Raw genomic sequence first — 15297 nt, 5'->3', positions numbered from 1 at the left:
CGAGATTGGAGGGCGTCACCGCCCGCTCCGGGTGCCGCGCTGCCCGCTGCGCCTGCGCGCGCGGCTGCGGTTCCCGGGCTCCCGTCCGCCGGGGCGCGTCCCGGCGGACGGGAGATCCTTCCTGTCGGCGCCCGGCTTGCGAGTGGCCGGCCGGACCCGCTGCGGGCGCGAACAGCGCGGGGCGCCCGGGCGGCCCGCCGGGGAGTCCGGTGTGGCGCGCTCCGTGCGCCGCAGACAGCTGCGCAGCGCCTCCGGATCCAGGCCCTCGTTGCAGGCCTGGTGCAGAAGCCGGGCGAAGACGTACTCGGGGTCGACACGCAGGGCGAGTCCGAGGGCGACCCGCGCGCCGGGTTCGTCGCCGGTGGACCAGGCGACCCAGCCGGCGAGGGTGAGCGGCGCCGCCGCGTGCTCGGAGTACGGGCCGACACATCGGCGGGCCAGCGTCCGCCAGAGCCGTAGCGCCGGTTCCGCGTCGGCTCCCTCCATCCACTCCGCGGCCCGGTCGCGGGTGTCCCGGTCCTGCAGGCCCAGAATCACAGCGGCTGCCTCGTCGTGCGTGACGAGCCGGTCGTCCGCGACATCCGACTCGGCCGGGCCGCCATCCTGTGATGTCTCCCCGATGCGTTTCATCAGCCGGCGGGCCAGTGCGAGCGTCTCCGCGGCGACCTGCTCACGCCCCGTTCCGTCCAGGATCCTGGGCAGCAGCGCGGAACCCGCGGTATCCAGGGCCTTCTCCTGGCCGGACGCGGCCAGGGTCGTCCACGGCGCGAGCCGCCCCTCCATCTCCCGCAGGGAGCCCCGCACTTGGACGCCCGCGTAAGCGGCGGCCGCGGCCATCACCGAAGTGCCGGGAAGGGCAAGCGTGCTGCCTTCGGGAGGGCAGCAGCGCGCGTCGGGGCAGCAGTAGGACCAGTAACGGCCGTCGGAGATACAGAGGGCCTCGTAGACCGGCACCTCGAAGGTGCCGCAGGCGGTGCGCAGCCGTTGAGCGAGCGGGCGCAGCCGCTCCATCACCGAGCCGCTCGTCTCGCCGTCCGCCGGATCCTGACAGAGGAAGACGACGATGCCGTCGGGGCGCGAACCGCGACGTTCGCTGCCTTCGATCAGACACTGGGCGAGCTGCTCGGCCACGGGTGACCATTCGCGCGGCGAGCGTGGAATACCGAGCCTCAGTCGCCCGCCGAAGCGGCCGTGGCTGCCGTGAAGCGCGACGAGCACGATCGAATCGTTCGGGTGGAAGCCCATCATGTACGGGAGGGCATCGGCCAGTTCGCCGGGGCCACGCAGGGTGATCTGCTGCTCGTCGGTCGGACCGGTGTGTTCGTGGTGCTTGTTCATGGCACGACGGTCTCGTGACGGCTCCGGCACCGCGACCCCTGTGGATAACTTTGTCCACAGGCCCGCGGCCTCGTTCGCGCTTTGTCAGTGGGATCGGGTTGCATGGGGGCATGACCAACGCAGACCGCGCAGATCTCAGGGCCTCGGCCGACTCCGTCCTCGCCCGCCTCGTGTCGGACCCGACGGGCGCGGCCCGGCTGCGCGAGGACCAGTGGCGGGCGATCGAGGCGCTCGTGGCGGACAAGCGCCGGGCGCTGGTCGTGCAGCGGACCGGGTGGGGCAAGTCCGCGGTGTATTTCGTCGCGACCTCGCTGCTACGCGAGCGCGGCAGCGGACCGACCGTGATCGTCTCTCCCCTGCTCGCGCTCATGCGCAACCAGGTGGAGGCCGCGGCGCGGGCCGGCATCAGCGCCCGGACCATCAATTCCTCCAACACGGACGAGTGGGACACGGTCCAGGCCGAGGTGGCCGCCGGCGAGGTGGATGTGCTGCTGGTGAGCCCCGAGCGATTGAACAATCCCGACTTCCGTGACCAGGTGCTGCCCAAGCTGGCCGCCGCCACCGGTCTGCTGGTGGTCGACGAGGCGCACTGCATCTCCGACTGGGGCCATGATTTCCGGCCCGACTACCGACGGCTGCGCACCATGCTCGCGGAGCTGCCGGCCGGGGTCCCGGTGCTCGCCACCACCGCCACGGCCAATGCCCGGGTGACCGCGGACGTCGCCGAACAGCTGGGTACGGGGGCGGGCACGGACGCCCTCGTACTGCGTGGCGCACTGGACCGGGAGAGCCTCAGCCTGAGTGTGCTCCAGCTGCCCGATGCCGCGAACCGGCTGGCCTGGCTCGCCGATCATCTCGGCGAGCTGCCCGGCTCCGGGATCATCTACACCCTCACCGTCGCGGCCGCCGAAGAGGTCACGGCGTATCTGCGCCAGTGCGGGCACACGGTGGCCTCGTACACCGGCCGTACGGAGAACGCCGACCGGCAGCAGGCCGAGGAGGACCTGCTCGCCAACCGCGTCAAGGCCCTGGTCGCCACCTCCGCGCTCGGGATGGGCTTCGACAAGCCCGATCTCGGTTTCGTCGTGCACATGGGTTCGCCCTCCTCCCCCATCGCCTACTACCAGCAGGTGGGCCGTGCGGGACGTGGTGTGAAGCACGCGGAAGTACTGCTGCTGCCGGGTAGGGAGGACGAGGCGATCTGGCAGTACTTCGCCTCGGTCGCCTTCCCTCCGGAAGAACTGGTGCGACGCACTCTCGATGTCCTGGCGCAAGCGGGCCGTCCGCTCTCGCTGCCCGCGCTGGAGCCGCTGGTCGAACTGCGGCGCACCCGGCTGGAGACCATGCTCAAGGTCCTCGACGTCGACGGTGCGGTGCGCCGGGTGAAAGGCGGCTGGACGACCACCGGGCAACCCTGGTCGTACGACGCCGAGCGGTATGCGTGGGTCGCCCGGCAGCGGGAGTCCGAGCAGCAGGCGATGCGTGACTACGCGACCTCGACGGCCTGCCGGATGGAGTTCCTGCGACGGCAGTTGGACGACGAGGAAGCGGCGCCGTGCGGCCGCTGCGACAACTGCTCGGGAGCTCGGTTCAGCGACAAGGTGTCCGCGGCGGCTCTGGATGCCGCGCGCGGGGAGCTGGGCAGGCCGGGTGTGGACGTGGAACCGCGCAAGATGTGGCCGACCGGGCTGGCGGCGGTGGGTGTCGGCCTCAAGGGCCGTATCCCCGAAGGGGAGCAGCCCTTCCCGGGACGTGCGCTGGGGCGCCTCTCCGACATCGGCTGGGGCAATCGGCTGCGGCCGATGCTCGCGGCGCAGGCTCCCGACGGTCCCGTGCCGGACGAGGTGGTGAAGGCTGTGGTGACCGTGCTCGCCGACTGGGCCAAGGGACCCGGCGGCTGGGCCTCCGGCGCGGCGGACGCACCGCCCCGGCCGGTCGGTGTGGTCACCATCGCCTCCCGCAGCAAGCCCCAGCTGGTCGGCTCCCTGGGCAACCGCATCGCCGAGGTCGGCAGGATGCCGCTGCTGGGCTCTGTCGAGTATGTGCCCGAGGCGTTGGAGGCACGGATCTCGCGCACCAACAGCGCCCAGCGGGTGCGGGCGCTGCACGAGGCGTTCACGGTGCCTCCCCAGCTGGCCGAGACATTGGCCGAAACCGACGGGCCCTTGCTTCTGGTGGACGATCTTTCAGACAGTGGCTGGACCCTCGCGGTGGCGGCGCGACTGCTGCGCAGGGCGGGTGCGAGGGGGGTGTTTCCCCTGGTCCTTGCCATTCAGACGTGACAGGAGGGTCACCGGGGCCGCAAATGGGCAGGGATAATGAGCGTCATAACCGCCGATTCCTGTCGGTGGCGCCAAATTGCTCGTTGCCGCATGCCCACGAGGGCAGCAAGAATTGGAATGCTCCCCGCACGGTCCGTTCGCGGTCCGGAAAGGCCGTGCCGCGGTGCGCCCTCACCCCACCCTGCCCGCACCCTGGGCGCGAATGTGAAGGGAGGACCGTGACCTTCGGATTCGCTCCGTCCGCAGCCACTTCGATCACGACGTCAGCCGGCTCTGCCAACCGCCTCGCCAGGATGCTCGAGCCCGCCGAGTGGGCATCAGCCGGGATCCCGCTGCTCCGCAACCCCCGCGAGGTGGTCAGTGGACTGCACACGCGGCATGCGCCGGCACCTGCGACAGCCGTCGTCGCCGTGCTCGACCACGAGGACCGGCTCGCTGCCAGTGCGTCATTCTCACGGCGTTCCACGCCCGTGGACGGCTGGGAGTTCCGCAACGTGCTGCTGGCGCATCTGCGCCGGGTCATCCCGCACGATCTGCGTCTGCGCGCGCCCGTGCGTACCGCCGTGCTGCTCTACTGCCGTGAGGGCGACGAGCGTTGGACGGAGGAGGACGGGGCGTGGATGTGGGGGCTGCGGGACGCCTGCACTCTGCACGGGCTGCGCTGTGGCGCGTACATCACGCTGACACGCGGCGGCTGGCAGGTTCTGGGCGAGGGACGGGGCGGACGCCGACCCAACTCCACGTCGTCGCCCGGCCCGTTCCTCGACGGTGCGGCCGAGGCCGAGATACAGCCGCTGCGCACGGCGAGCGGCGCGGCTGAGGCGCTTCGGCGCACGGCGGCACGCTGAAGGTGCCACTCTCCGGCTGCCCAGGTGCTGGGCAGCCGGGTCACGACCGGACCAGGCGGTCCGTACAGGCCGTACAGGTCAGACGTCCGTGCCGAGCACCGCGTTGATCTGCTTGGGATCTCCGCACACGATCAGCAGTGCGGTCGCCTTCGCCAGGGCCGCCGGCAGCGCACGAGCGGCTGAGTCGGCGCTGCCTCCGCTGATCGCGACGACCACCACGGGACGGGCCGAGGCACGTCCCACCGCGGCGGCGTCGGCGTAGAAGACGTCGTCTCGGGCGTCGTGCTGAGCCCAGTAGGCGGCCTCGCCGAAGGACAGCTCATGCGCGGCCCACGGGTGCTGCTCGCCAGTGGTGAGCACCAGGACGTCGCCCGGGGTGCGGCCGGAGTCGAGCAGCAGGTCGACCGCCTCGTCGGCGGCGTCGAGCGCGCCGTCGGCGGGGGCGGGGATCAGCTGGATCTGCGGCACAGCGCGATTCTCCGGCCGGGGCGCCTGCGGCTGTCCGGCAGAGGTGTGCGTGCGCTGCGCCGGCGGTGCGGGCCGGGCGGTACCGGAGCCCGGGTGCCCGGGACGCGGCGAGGCCGCGGAACGCGGACCGGGTACGGGACGGGGGGTCGGCGCGGTGCGGCCTGCGGCCGGAGTTGCGCGGGGACCCTGGGCACTCTCGTGAATCTGAGGCTCCTCGGGGATGAGAGGCATGAATGGATGTCTATCAAACGCCGTTGCGGATGGCATCGGCGGGTGGGCACATATGTGCCCCCCTGCTGCGGAGGGGGCGAGTTCAGAATTCGAAGCCGAGCTGGCCCCCGCTTTCCAGTGCGGTCGCCTCGGCGGAGACGCGGACCTTCTTGAGGTGCCGCCACTGGGGCAGCGCGTCGAGGTAGGACCACGAGAGCCGGTGATAGGGCGTGGGACCCCATTCCTCGAGCGCCGCCTTGTGCACGGGCGAGGGATAGCCGGCGTTGGCGGCGAAGCCGAAGTCGGCGAACTCCCCCTGCAGTTCGGCCATCATCGCGTCCCTGCGCACCTTGGCGATCACCGAAGCGGCCGCGACGGCGACACAGGACTGGTCGCCCTTGATGACCGTACGGACCTGCCAGGGCAATCCCAGGTAGTTGTGCTTGCCGTCGAGGATGATGGCGTCCGGACGGACCGGAAGCGCATCAAGCGCACGGACGGCAGCCAGCCGCAGCGCCGCGGTCATACCCAGTTCGTCGATCTCCTCCGGCGACGCGTGCCCCAAGGCGTGCGACGTGACCCACTGTTCCAGCCGCCCGGCCAGCTCCGTACGGCGCTTCGGGGTGATCAGTTTGGAGTCGGTCAGCCCGGGGGGCGGTCTGCGCAGTCCGGTGACCGCCGCGCACACCGTGACCGGACCGGCCCACGCCCCGCGTCCAACCTCGTCGACACCTGCGACGATCTTGGCGCCGGTGGTGGCTCGGATCGAGCGCTCGACTGTGTGGGTGGGGGGTTCGTACGGCATGGCGCCAGCAAGGTTACGCCGCCGGACCCCGTGGGCGACAACCGGTTTCCGCTCAGGGGCCGCGGGGCCCGCGGTCAGTCGGCGCCCGGGCGCAGCAGCGGCACCATGACCTGATCGATCATCTCGGCGATGTCCTCGTCCGGCCATTCGCTGCCGCACACCTTGGAGCGGTACATCATCAGCCCCGGAATCACATCGAAAACCAGCTCACTGGTGGCGTCGGAACGGACGTCACCGCGTGTGACACCACGGCGTACCACCTCCCGGTAGAGCTGGTTCGACGGCTCGATCACACGACGCACGATCACCCCGTGAAAGCGCTCGGCGGTGGAGGTGTCGCACTCGTAAAGCACGGAGCGGAGCGCAAAGCCGGACCTGGAGTACATCGCATCCCGCACCTGCCGGCAGAGCTGAAAGAGGTCCTCGCGGATGCTGCCGTGATCGGCAGCCTCGTCGAGTACCGGCAGCCCGGCCTGCAGGGCGTCCGCGACGAGGTCCTCCTTCGACGGCCAGCGCCGGTAGACGGCAGCCTTCCCGGTCTGGGCCCCGGCGGCGACACCCTCCATGGTGAGCCCGCTCCAGCCGACCGTACTCAACTGCTCCAGAGCGGCGTCGAGGATCGCGCGCTCCAGCACGGGTCCCCGACGGCGCAGCGAGACCCGGGGCGTCTCGGCGGCGGCCGCCCAGCGCGAATTGACCATCTTCTTCTCTCCGTTGGGGACAGGAGCTGCAGTGAACGCTTGCGTTCACTGAGGGGGACTCTCTACGGTTGACGGGACAGTGAACGGCTGCGTTCACTAACTCACTTGTGGGGGACGATGGTGACAACCTCTCAATTAACTGCTCCAAGCAAACCAGGAGCGGCCCGCAGACAGGGACGCTCCGGGATAGCCCTGGCCGTCATTGCCGCGCTCCAGCTCATGGTGGTCCTCGACACCACGATTGTGAATATCGCGCTCCCGCACATCCAAGGGGCTCTCGAGTTCACCACGACCCAGCTGTCATGGGTGGTCAACGCGTACACCCTCACCTTCGGGGGGCTGCTGTTGCTCGGCGGCCGCGCGGGCGACATTCTCGGCCGCCGGCGCGTGTTCGTCTTCGGTGTGCTGCTCTTCACCTTCGCCTCACTGCTGTGCGGCGTTGCCCAGGAGCCCTGGCAGATGCTCGCGGCCCGGGCGCTCCAGGGCGTCGGCGGCGCCATCGCCTCACCCACGGCGCTCGCTCTCATCACCACGACCTTCCGCGAAGGTCCCGAGCGCAACCGCGCGTTCGGCATCTTCGCCGCGGTATCGGCCAGCGGCGCGGCCATCGGCCTGCTCGCCGGCGGCATGCTCACCGAGTGGCTGAACTGGCGTTGGGTCTTCTATGTCAACCTGCCGATCGGAATCCTGATCGCGGTGCTCGCTCCGGTCTTCATCAACGAGTCCGAACAGCACTCCGGCCGGTTCGACATAGCGGGTGCGCTCACCTCGACCGCGGGCATGGCCTCCCTGGTCTACGGCTTCATCCGGGCTTCCGAGGACGGCTGGAGCGACGGGCTGACTCTCGCCGCGTTCGCGGCGGCGATCGTGCTCCTCACCGCCTTCGTACTGACCGAGCGTCGGGCGCGGGAACCGATCACTCCGCTGCGGATGTTCGCCGACCGTAACCGCTCCGGTACATATCTGATCATGATGAGCCTCGCCGCGGCGATGTTCGGCATGTTCTTCTTCATCGTCCTGTTCGTGCAGAACGTGCTGGACTACAGCCCTATCAACTCCGGCCTCGCCTTCCTCCCGGTCACGGTGATGATCGTGACGGCTGCGGGAATCTCCTCGAAGCTGCTGCCGGTGCTCGGGCCCAAACCGTTCCTGGCGGCCGGCGCGATATTCACCGGCAGCGGCATGGCATGGCTGACCGCGCTCGATCCCGGCAGCTCGTATGCGGGCGGGGTGCTGGGGCCGATGCTGCTCTTCGGCTTCGGCATGGGGCTGGTGTTCGTGACGGCGACACTCACGGCGGTCTCGGGCGTGGCGCAGCACGAATCGGGCGCGGCCTCCAGTTTGCTCAACGCCACACAGATGGTGGGTGGTTCCCTGGGCCTGTCGATTCTCATGACCGTCTTCAGCACCGCCGGCCGCAACGAGGCCGAACGGCAACTGCCGTCGTTTCTCGCGGATTCGACACCTGCGCAGAAGGAACTTTTCGCCAGGACGCACGAACTGCCGCCGCCCTGGGGGCACCAGGTGCTTGCCGAGGGCATCGCGACGGCGTTCTGGGCCGGAGTCGGTCTCGTCGGACTCGCCGTGCTGGCCGCGGTGTTCGTCGTCCGCGTACGCAAGAGTGACCTGGAGGCGCTCAGCGGGGCGGCGGGCGCAGGTGGCCCGGCCGCGTAGATCCGCCGCATCGATCCGGAGTACGGGCCGTGCGCGGGGGGCACGGCCCGTACCTCAGCCTCCTTGAGCGGTGAATCTCACGGGGCGTCGGACGGGCTGATCTCGCCCTCCTGGCCGAACTGGGCGTCCTCGTCGTACTGATCGCGCTCCATACCGGGCAGCCCTTGATCCGCGCAGGCATACCTGAAGGTGTCGACCTTCCGCTCCGCCAGGATCCTCCGCGCCCGCCACTCGCCCCAACTGGTCGCGTACCAGGGCTTGTGCGTGCCCTCGAGGTTCGCCGCGATGCCCTTCAGGGCGCAGGAGCGAAGGGGCTCCGGCAGCCTGTCCAGGACCGGTACGGCATCGGCCGACAGCTCCTGAAAGTACTGGACGTCGATCTTTCCGGTGCTCTCGTAACGCTGTACGTTCCGCTCGGCGACCATTCCGTCCGGGGAGAGCAGGCCGAAGGCGAGCACGGCGACCGCGGCGCTCGCCGCGACGGCGCGTGGCAGCCACTTCACGCCGAACACCCCCGCGGCCATGATCAGGACGATCACCAGACCGAGCCAGAGTTCCATCGCCGCCACCGACACCCGCAGCCGCGTCAGCCCATACGCGTCGACGTACAGATCCAGCCGGCGCAGCGCCGAGGCGACCACGACCAGGGTGAGCAGACAGAGGGTGCCGAGGACGGCATGGACCAGAGTGCGGTCGCGGGCACCGTCGCGCGGGGCCCAGCGCAGCGCGAGCGCGATCACGAGCAGCGTGAGCAGTGTGGCCCAGAGCAACTGCCAGAAGCCCTGCCGCGCGTACTCCGCGTACGTCAGTCCGGTCTCGCGCAACACCGTGTCGTAGCCGCCGAAGAGAACGGCGAGCTGGACGGCGATGAACGCGGCGAAGAGCAGATTCAGCACGATGAGCGGCAGCGCCCACTCCCAGCGTGCGCGGGCCCGGCCGGGACCCACGGTGAGGCGGTCCCAGCGCAGCGGAGCCGCTGCGGTGTGTGCGGCGGCGAGCGCTCCGACCAGACCGAGCAGGAAGAGAAGGAAGCGCCAGGGAGCGTCGGCAACCGAGACATCCGGGATCAGACCGCCGAGCAGATCGGCGAAGGCCGCGTCGGCGCCGGCGAAGAGCGCGCCGAAGACGATCAGCAGCACCGCCGCGACCGCTGCGCTACGGACCACCGGGCCCCAGCGGCCGCGCGAACTGCCCGTACGCTCGCGCAGTCCGCGCGCTCCCCAGGCCATGCCGGAACCGATCGCGCCCAGCAGTCCCAGCGAGCCGAGGAGTACGCCCGGCCAGCTGCGGCCGCCGTGCAGAGCCAGGGACCCGGCCGCCAGCGCGGCGACGACGGCGAGGAACGTCGGCCAGCCTGCGTCTCTCAGCACCGGAACCGCCAGCAGCACCACCCCGCCGGCCGCCCACACACAGGTCCAGGGACGCAGTCGGCGACCGGCCGTGCGGGCTGCGAAGTACGCGCCCAGGGCGGCGGGCACCGCCACGATCAGCAGGTTCACGCCCGCTCCGTCGCCCAGCAGAAACGCGCTGAGCAGGGCCGTGGCCAGGACCGACCAGAGCGTGGCGACCCCGACCCCGGCGGGCTGCCTGGGGCGTATCCGTACGACCCAGGCGGCCGGCTCGTTGGACTGCCACTGCTGCCACTGGGGTGGCGGCTTGTACGGATCGGCCGCCACCCGCTTCGGCGCCTGCTTCGGCTCCGCGACCGAAACGCTCGGTTCCGTGCCCGGAGCGGGCTCGGAGGCCGAGGGCGGTGTGGCGCGTATGTCTGACACGGGACCCCCTCCTGACCGGGCGCGGTGCACGTCGGCAGGACGGTGCGTACGACCCGGTGTTCGTCTGCGCACGCCCGTGATGATCAACGCGGCGTGTCGGACAGGCTAGCCGGGGCACGCCGGATCCACGCCCCTGTATACGGGCGCGAGGCCGGACCGTGACCGCCGGGACGCTCAACGGCCCCGGTGGCAGGAACTCAGCGGGGCCGGCCGGGCACCCACTCCGGAAGCGGTTCGGTCTGCTCCAGCCAGGCGGCCGACGGCTGCCCGGTCTTGCCCGCAGCCACCACGCCACAGGCGATGGCGCACGTGGTGTCGACGTCCCCGCCCACCTGTGCGGTCGTCCAGAAGACCCGCTCGAAGTCGCTGAGCGAGCGAGCCGCGGACCACAGTGCGAACGGCACGGTGTCGTGCGCACTGGTGCGCCGACCGCTGCCGAGGACGGCGGCGACGGTCCCGGCATCCTTGTAGTCGAGCATGTCCCGTGCCCGGCGCAGACCGGCTCCCACCGCGCTGCGCGGCACGAGCGCGACGACGCCGTCGAGCAGTTCCTCGGGCCCGGGCGGGCCCGCGGGATCCGCGACGATCGCGGCGGCCGCCGCGACGGCCATGGCGCCGACGACGGCCTCACGGTGCTGGTGCGTGGTGTACGAGGAGATTTCGGCCTGGTGGGTGGCCTGTTCCGGGTCGCCGGCGTACCAGGCGCCGAGCGGCGCGATACGCATCGCCGAGCCGTTGCCCCACGAGCCCTGGCCGTTGAAGAGCTCGGCGGCCAGCTCCCGCCAGTCGCCGCCCTCCCTGATCAGCCGGAGCATCCGGTTGACGGCAGGGCCGTAGCCGCGGTCGAAGTCGTGGTGCTCGGCGAAGGACCGCGCGAGCGCGTCCTGGTCCACCCGCTGGTGGTCCGCCAGCACGGCAAGTACCGAGCAGGCCATCTCGGTGTCGTCGGTCCACTGCCAAGGGCCTGGCGGCAGCTCGCGCTGTTTCAGCAGGGGATAGTTCGAGGGTACGAAGAACTGGGAGCCCAGGGCGTCTCCCACGGACAGTCCGCGCAGACTGTCCAGGGCGCGTTCGAAGCGCCGGTCGCGAGAGGAATCAGCGGTCATCTTCCTGCCACTCTATCCGGCGCCGTACGGCTCGGGGGTGCGCCAGCGTTCGAACGGCCGGTCCAGTGTGTAGCGCCCGTCGTCGCCGAGCTGCAGTATCCGGGTCTCGGCGTTGCCGGGGTTGGACAGCGACTCGAACTCCGCCACCGACCAGTGGAACCACCGCATACAGAACAGCCTCATGGTCAGTCCGTGCGTGACCAGGAGCACGTTCGGCGGATGGTCCGGCGCCTCGAAGCTCCGGTACAGGCTCTCCAGGAACGCCCCGACCCGGTCGTACACGTCCGCCCCCGACTCGCCCTGGGCGAAGCGGTAGAAGAAGTGGCCGTAGCTGTCCCGGTAGGCCTTCTGCAGCCGGGAGTCCTCCCTGTCCTGCCAGTTCCCCCAGTCCTGCTCGCGCAGCCGTGGCTCCTCCCTGACCCGCACCAGCTCCGGGTCCAGGTGGAACGCCCGGAAGGTCTCATGCGTGCGGCGGTAGGGCGAGACATAGGCGCTGACGGGCTCGCGCCCGAACAGCTCACGCAGGCGCGCACCCGTCTCCTCGGCCTGCGCCAGGCCGGTCGCGGTCAGCCGCAGCGCATGGTCGGGCACGCGTTCGTAGACGGTGTCGTCGGCGTTGCCCTCCGACTCGCCGTGCCGGACGAGAACAATGCGTTGCGGTCGTGCCATGCCATGACAGTAGATCGGTCCGGACGCGGCCGAGCAGTCGGGCCGGGTCCGGACGGCGAATCCGCAGCTCCACGACCCGTCGGAGCCGGACTCAGACCGTCCAGGACGGTTCGAGCTGCACCACGTCACCGGCGAGCGCCGCGACATCCGCCTCGGTCTGCGCGCGCAGCAGCAGCCGCTCCACCCGCTCCCTCCGGTACTTCCCGTGCTCCGCCTCCGACCGCCACATCGACATCACCAGGAACTCGCTCCCCGGCGCCTCGCCGAACACCCCGCGCACCATCCCGGGCGACCCGGCCATCGCCGGGTTCCACACTTTCTCCTGCATCAGGGCGTAGTGGTCGACCCGGTCCTCGTGCACCCGGCAGTGCGCGACCCGCACCACGTCGGCGTCCGTGAACCGCGGCTCGAACCCCGTCTTCACATCGAAACGGTAATCGAAGAGTTTGACCTGTATATCCTTGTACGTCCCAGACTGACCGGCCGCCAGCCGGTCGTGGGAGCGCGCCATGAACGAGTCGTAGAACGCCCGGCTCTCCCAGAACGCGAATACATGGGCGACATGCGGCCGCCCCCTGCTCCACCCACCGCCCTGCCCCCGGAATCCCGGCTCACCCAGCAGCCCCGCCCACTTCCGCTGCCCCCGCTCGAACCCTCGACGGTCCACCACGGTGCAGCGAATCCACTTGACCAGCACCGCGCCATCGTACGGCGCGGAAGGTGGCCCCGGTCACTCTCGGGCGGAGTGCACCCGTACCAGCTCGACCGACTCCTCCGCGTCCAGTTCGATCCCGAACACATCGGCCAGGGTCCGGGGCAACTCCCCCGCCGGAATCTGCTGTTCCGACCCAGTACCGTCAGGGCGCGCGACCGACAGCCGCGCGCCCACCAGACCGTGGCGTACGCCCTCCCCCGTCCGCTGCACCACCGCCCGCGAGACGAAGGGCGAGCGTGGATGAGTCGACGTGTAATGGCTCATCACGGCATAGTCGACGGGGAAACACTCCTCCATTGTGAAGCCGTACAGATCGAACCAGCCGTCCGGATGCAGCGCGCGCAGCGCCCGGACCTCGTTGTCCTCGCGCGCGATGGAGAACGTCCACCCTCCCTGCCGCACTTCGGCGCCGTCCCGCAGCGGAATCGGCTCCAACAGCCCTTCCCCGCCGAACCCGACGTCACAGAGCCACGGCTCACCGTCGGCCTCGACCCTCAGCGCCATGTGCGTGACGGGCCGCAGTTTCCTCTCGCCCATCCTGACCCGGGCGCCAAGTCCCGTCACCGCGAAGCCGATCCGCTCCAGCACAGCCGCGAACAGCAGGTTCTGCTCGTAGCAGTAGCCGCCGCGCCGCCGGCCAACCAGCTTGTCCTGCAGAGACGCGATATCCAGTGAGATCGGCCGGCCCAGCGCGACATCCAGATTCTCGAAGGGAATCGCGGCCGCATGCGCCCGGTGGACGGTACGCAGCGTCGCGCCGTCGGGCTCGGCGCCCTCCAGGTACTCCGTACAGCCGGTGCGCCGCAGGTACGCGGCGAGGTCCAGCTCGCCACCGCTCCACACGGTCCCGGTCCTCACCGGCAGCCCCGACTCCGCTCGTTCAGTGCGCGCAGGGCCCGCAGCCGCGCGGCATCCTCGGCATCCACGTGGATACCGAAGACCTCTTCCAGTACGGACGTCAGCTCATCCGCCGGCACGATGCGCCGCTCGTGCGTACCGTCCGTGCGCGACACGTTCAGTTCGTCACGTACAAGGGCGCGACGCACGTGTGGGCCAGGGCGCTGCGCCACCACCTGACCGACGAATCGCGACTGCGGATGGGTTGAGCTGTAGTGGTTCATGACCGTGAAATCTGCGGGATAGAGCGATGCCGGAGCGAACGCGTGCAGGTCGGCCCACCCTTCGGGGCCAAGAGTCCGCAGTACGTGAATCCCCTCGTCCTCCAGGGTGATCCCGAAGGTCCATCCGCCCTGTACCACCTCGGCCCCGTGCCGCAGAGGCACCGGCTCCAGAATTCCGGACGCGCCGAACCCCGTGTCGGCGAGCCAGGGTTCGCCGTCCACCGTCACCACCAGGACCGCATGGGTAACCGGCCGCAGTCCGGGCCCACTCGCCCGAATGCGGGCGCCGCGCCCCGCCACCTGGAAGCCGATCCGCTCCAGCACGGCGGCGAACAGGGAGTTCTGCTCGTAGCAGTAGCCGCCGCGCCGTCGGCCAACCAGTTTCGCCTGCAGGCTCTTCAGATCCAGCGGCACACTCCGGCCGAGCGCCACTTCCAGATTCTCGAAGGGAATCGATGCGACATGCGCCCGCATGAGCGCCCGCAGCGTCTCCAGATCCGGCGCGAGCGCCGCCCCGGCGTACCCGGTCCGCGCCAAGTACGCGTCCAGGTCCAGTTCTTCACTACTCCACATCATGCTTCCCACCCCGTTTGAACGCCGACGACCCAAGCGGCCCGGCCTGCACAATGATCGTCATAACAGCGCTGGGCACCAACCCTTTGTTCGCGCGCCCCGGGTCCGCGGAACGCATTCCGGTCGCAGGTCGCAGGTGCGGGCGGCGGATTCGACGTGTACGCCAGCTTCCGGTGGCGCTCTCCCTCCTGCACCAGGGCAAGGAGGTGCATCTGGCCAACCTGTCGTTCAGCGTGATCGAGGACCTGCCGCTGTCTGGACCGGATCGACAGCACCCGTCTGATCCGTCGGGTCAGTAGCGCCATCGAGGCCTTGCGCGAGGAAGTCGTGCGACAACGACCGGCGCGGCACATCCCGAACGGAGCGTGCGCAACTACCCGTGGTGCGGGAGCGTAACCGTGACAGCATGGTCAACCGACGTAAATATCCGGGCGGTTGCGGGGCACGGGGAAGGGGAATCTGGTGAGCAGTCTCAACAAGGGGGTCCGGAAGGCCGAGGTAACACTCAGGTGGGATCCGAGCCCCCTGGGCGAGCCGGCACATGATCTCGACATCGTCGCCGCGACGTACCGGGCGGACGCCACGCATGGTGAACCGGCGTACGTCGTGCACTTCGACAGCCGGTCGCCGGACGGCACCATCATCCTGACCAGGGACAGCACGACCGGACAGGGCTTCGGCTCCGACGAGGTCATGACGCTGGAGTTCGACCGGCTGGCGGCCACGTACGGGCGCGTCGTCGTGGGTGTGGCCATCCAGCAGCGGGAGGGACGGAGGGTGTTCGCCGACATAGCGAACACCCTCGTCCGCGTACTCGAAGGGCACACCGAGCTGGGGAAGAGCGACTTCGCCAGCGTCTTGGGATCCACCGCCGCAGTCGTCGGGGAGTTCATCCGGAGCGAGGCGGGCGAGTGGGAATTCCACCTGGCCGTCCGCGGATTCGACGCCGACCCGCAGTCCTTCGTCGAGGTCATGGGCGGCAGTACTTACTGAGCACGCGCTGCATCCCGTA

The 15297-nt window shown here is 70.1% G+C and carries 14 protein-coding genes; 4 read left to right on the top strand and 10 right to left on the bottom strand.

Annotation, left to right across the window (positions count from 1 at the left end; genetic code table 11):
• Positions 1-15: 15 nt before the first annotated feature.
• Positions 16-1338: a DUF4192 domain-containing protein gene (locus ACWDZ6_RS14000; protein WP_451503019.1), complete on the bottom strand. Its 1323-nt coding sequence runs from the start codon at positions 1336-1338 to the stop codon at positions 16-18.
• Positions 1339-1448: 110 nt separating this feature from the next.
• Between ACWDZ6_RS14000 and ACWDZ6_RS13995 the strand changes: the two genes are divergently transcribed.
• Complete coding sequence (locus tag ACWDZ6_RS13995; protein WP_451503018.1) at positions 1449-3620, top strand: RecQ family ATP-dependent DNA helicase; 2172 nt, start codon at positions 1449-1451, stop codon at positions 3618-3620.
• A 218-nt stretch (positions 3621-3838) separates the two neighbouring features.
• On the top strand, positions 3839-4468 hold the full coding sequence (locus ACWDZ6_RS13990; RefSeq protein ID WP_366730276.1) for a hypothetical protein: 630 nt from the start codon (positions 3839-3841) through the stop codon (positions 4466-4468).
• Between the two features lie 78 nt (positions 4469-4546).
• Here the strand turns inward: ACWDZ6_RS13990 and ACWDZ6_RS13985 are convergent, their stop codons facing one another.
• The 3 genes from ACWDZ6_RS13985 to ACWDZ6_RS13975 all read right to left on the bottom strand — a co-directional run bounded on the left by ACWDZ6_RS13985 (position 4547) and on the right by ACWDZ6_RS13975 (position 6652).
• Positions 4547-5167, bottom strand: coding sequence for a hypothetical protein (locus tag ACWDZ6_RS13985; protein ID WP_451503017.1), 621 nt, complete (start codon positions 5165-5167; stop codon positions 4547-4549).
• 82 nt (positions 5168-5249) lie between these two features.
• Positions 5250-5951: a ribonuclease HII gene (locus ACWDZ6_RS13980; RefSeq protein ID WP_451503016.1), complete on the bottom strand. Its 702-nt coding sequence runs from the start codon at positions 5949-5951 to the stop codon at positions 5250-5252.
• A 74-nt stretch (positions 5952-6025) separates the two neighbouring features.
• The gene (locus tag ACWDZ6_RS13975; protein WP_451503015.1) at positions 6026-6652 is read right to left on the bottom strand and encodes a TetR/AcrR family transcriptional regulator; all 627 of its coding nucleotides are present in this window, start codon (positions 6650-6652) and stop codon (positions 6026-6028) included.
• Positions 6653-6772: 120 nt separating this feature from the next.
• Here ACWDZ6_RS13975 and ACWDZ6_RS13970 point away from each other — a divergent pair, with 120 nt between their 5' ends.
• Positions 6773-8326 (top strand): MFS transporter, encoded by a 1554-nt coding sequence (locus tag ACWDZ6_RS13970; protein WP_451503142.1) that lies wholly within the window; start codon positions 6773-6775, stop codon positions 8324-8326.
• A 77-nt stretch (positions 8327-8403) separates the two neighbouring features.
• Here the strand turns inward: ACWDZ6_RS13970 and ACWDZ6_RS13965 are convergent, their stop codons facing one another.
• From ACWDZ6_RS13965 to ACWDZ6_RS13940, 6 genes are all read right to left on the bottom strand, one after another.
• On the bottom strand, positions 8404-10131 hold the full coding sequence (locus ACWDZ6_RS13965; protein ID WP_451503141.1) for a DUF4153 domain-containing protein: 1728 nt from the start codon (positions 10129-10131) through the stop codon (positions 8404-8406).
• A gap of 167 nt (positions 10132-10298) precedes the next feature.
• Positions 10299-11207, bottom strand: a complete 909-nt coding sequence (locus ACWDZ6_RS13960) for an ADP-ribosylglycohydrolase family protein (RefSeq protein ID WP_451503014.1) — start codon at positions 11205-11207, stop codon at positions 10299-10301.
• Positions 11208-11219: 12 nt separating this feature from the next.
• Positions 11220-11876, bottom strand: a complete 657-nt coding sequence (locus tag ACWDZ6_RS13955; protein WP_366730270.1) for a histidine phosphatase family protein — start codon at positions 11874-11876, stop codon at positions 11220-11222.
• A gap of 91 nt (positions 11877-11967) precedes the next feature.
• Positions 11968-12573, bottom strand: coding sequence for a YdbC family protein (locus tag ACWDZ6_RS13950; protein WP_351447300.1), 606 nt, complete (start codon positions 12571-12573; stop codon positions 11968-11970).
• A 33-nt stretch (positions 12574-12606) separates the two neighbouring features.
• The gene (locus ACWDZ6_RS13945; protein WP_451503013.1) at positions 12607-13449 is read right to left on the bottom strand and encodes an arylamine N-acetyltransferase family protein; all 843 of its coding nucleotides are present in this window, start codon (positions 13447-13449) and stop codon (positions 12607-12609) included.
• Positions 13446-14288 carry an arylamine N-acetyltransferase family protein gene (locus tag ACWDZ6_RS13940; protein WP_451503012.1) on the bottom strand — a complete coding sequence of 281 codons (843 nt, stop codon included), beginning with the start codon at positions 14286-14288 and terminating at the stop codon, positions 13446-13448. Before ACWDZ6_RS13940 ends, ACWDZ6_RS13945 begins: the two co-directional genes overlap by 4 nt.
• Positions 14289-14747: 459 nt before the next feature.
• Here ACWDZ6_RS13940 and ACWDZ6_RS13935 point away from each other — a divergent pair, with 459 nt between their 5' ends.
• Positions 14748-15278, top strand: a complete 531-nt coding sequence (locus tag ACWDZ6_RS13935) for a TerD family protein (RefSeq protein WP_451503011.1) — start codon at positions 14748-14750, stop codon at positions 15276-15278.
• The last annotated feature ends 19 nt before the right edge of the window (positions 15279-15297 follow it).

The sequence above is a fragment of the Streptomyces sp. NPDC002926 genome, assembly GCF_053591755.1.
The sequence above is the reverse complement of the archived record's forward strand: the minus strand, read 5'-3'. Positions and strand labels throughout refer to the sequence as shown.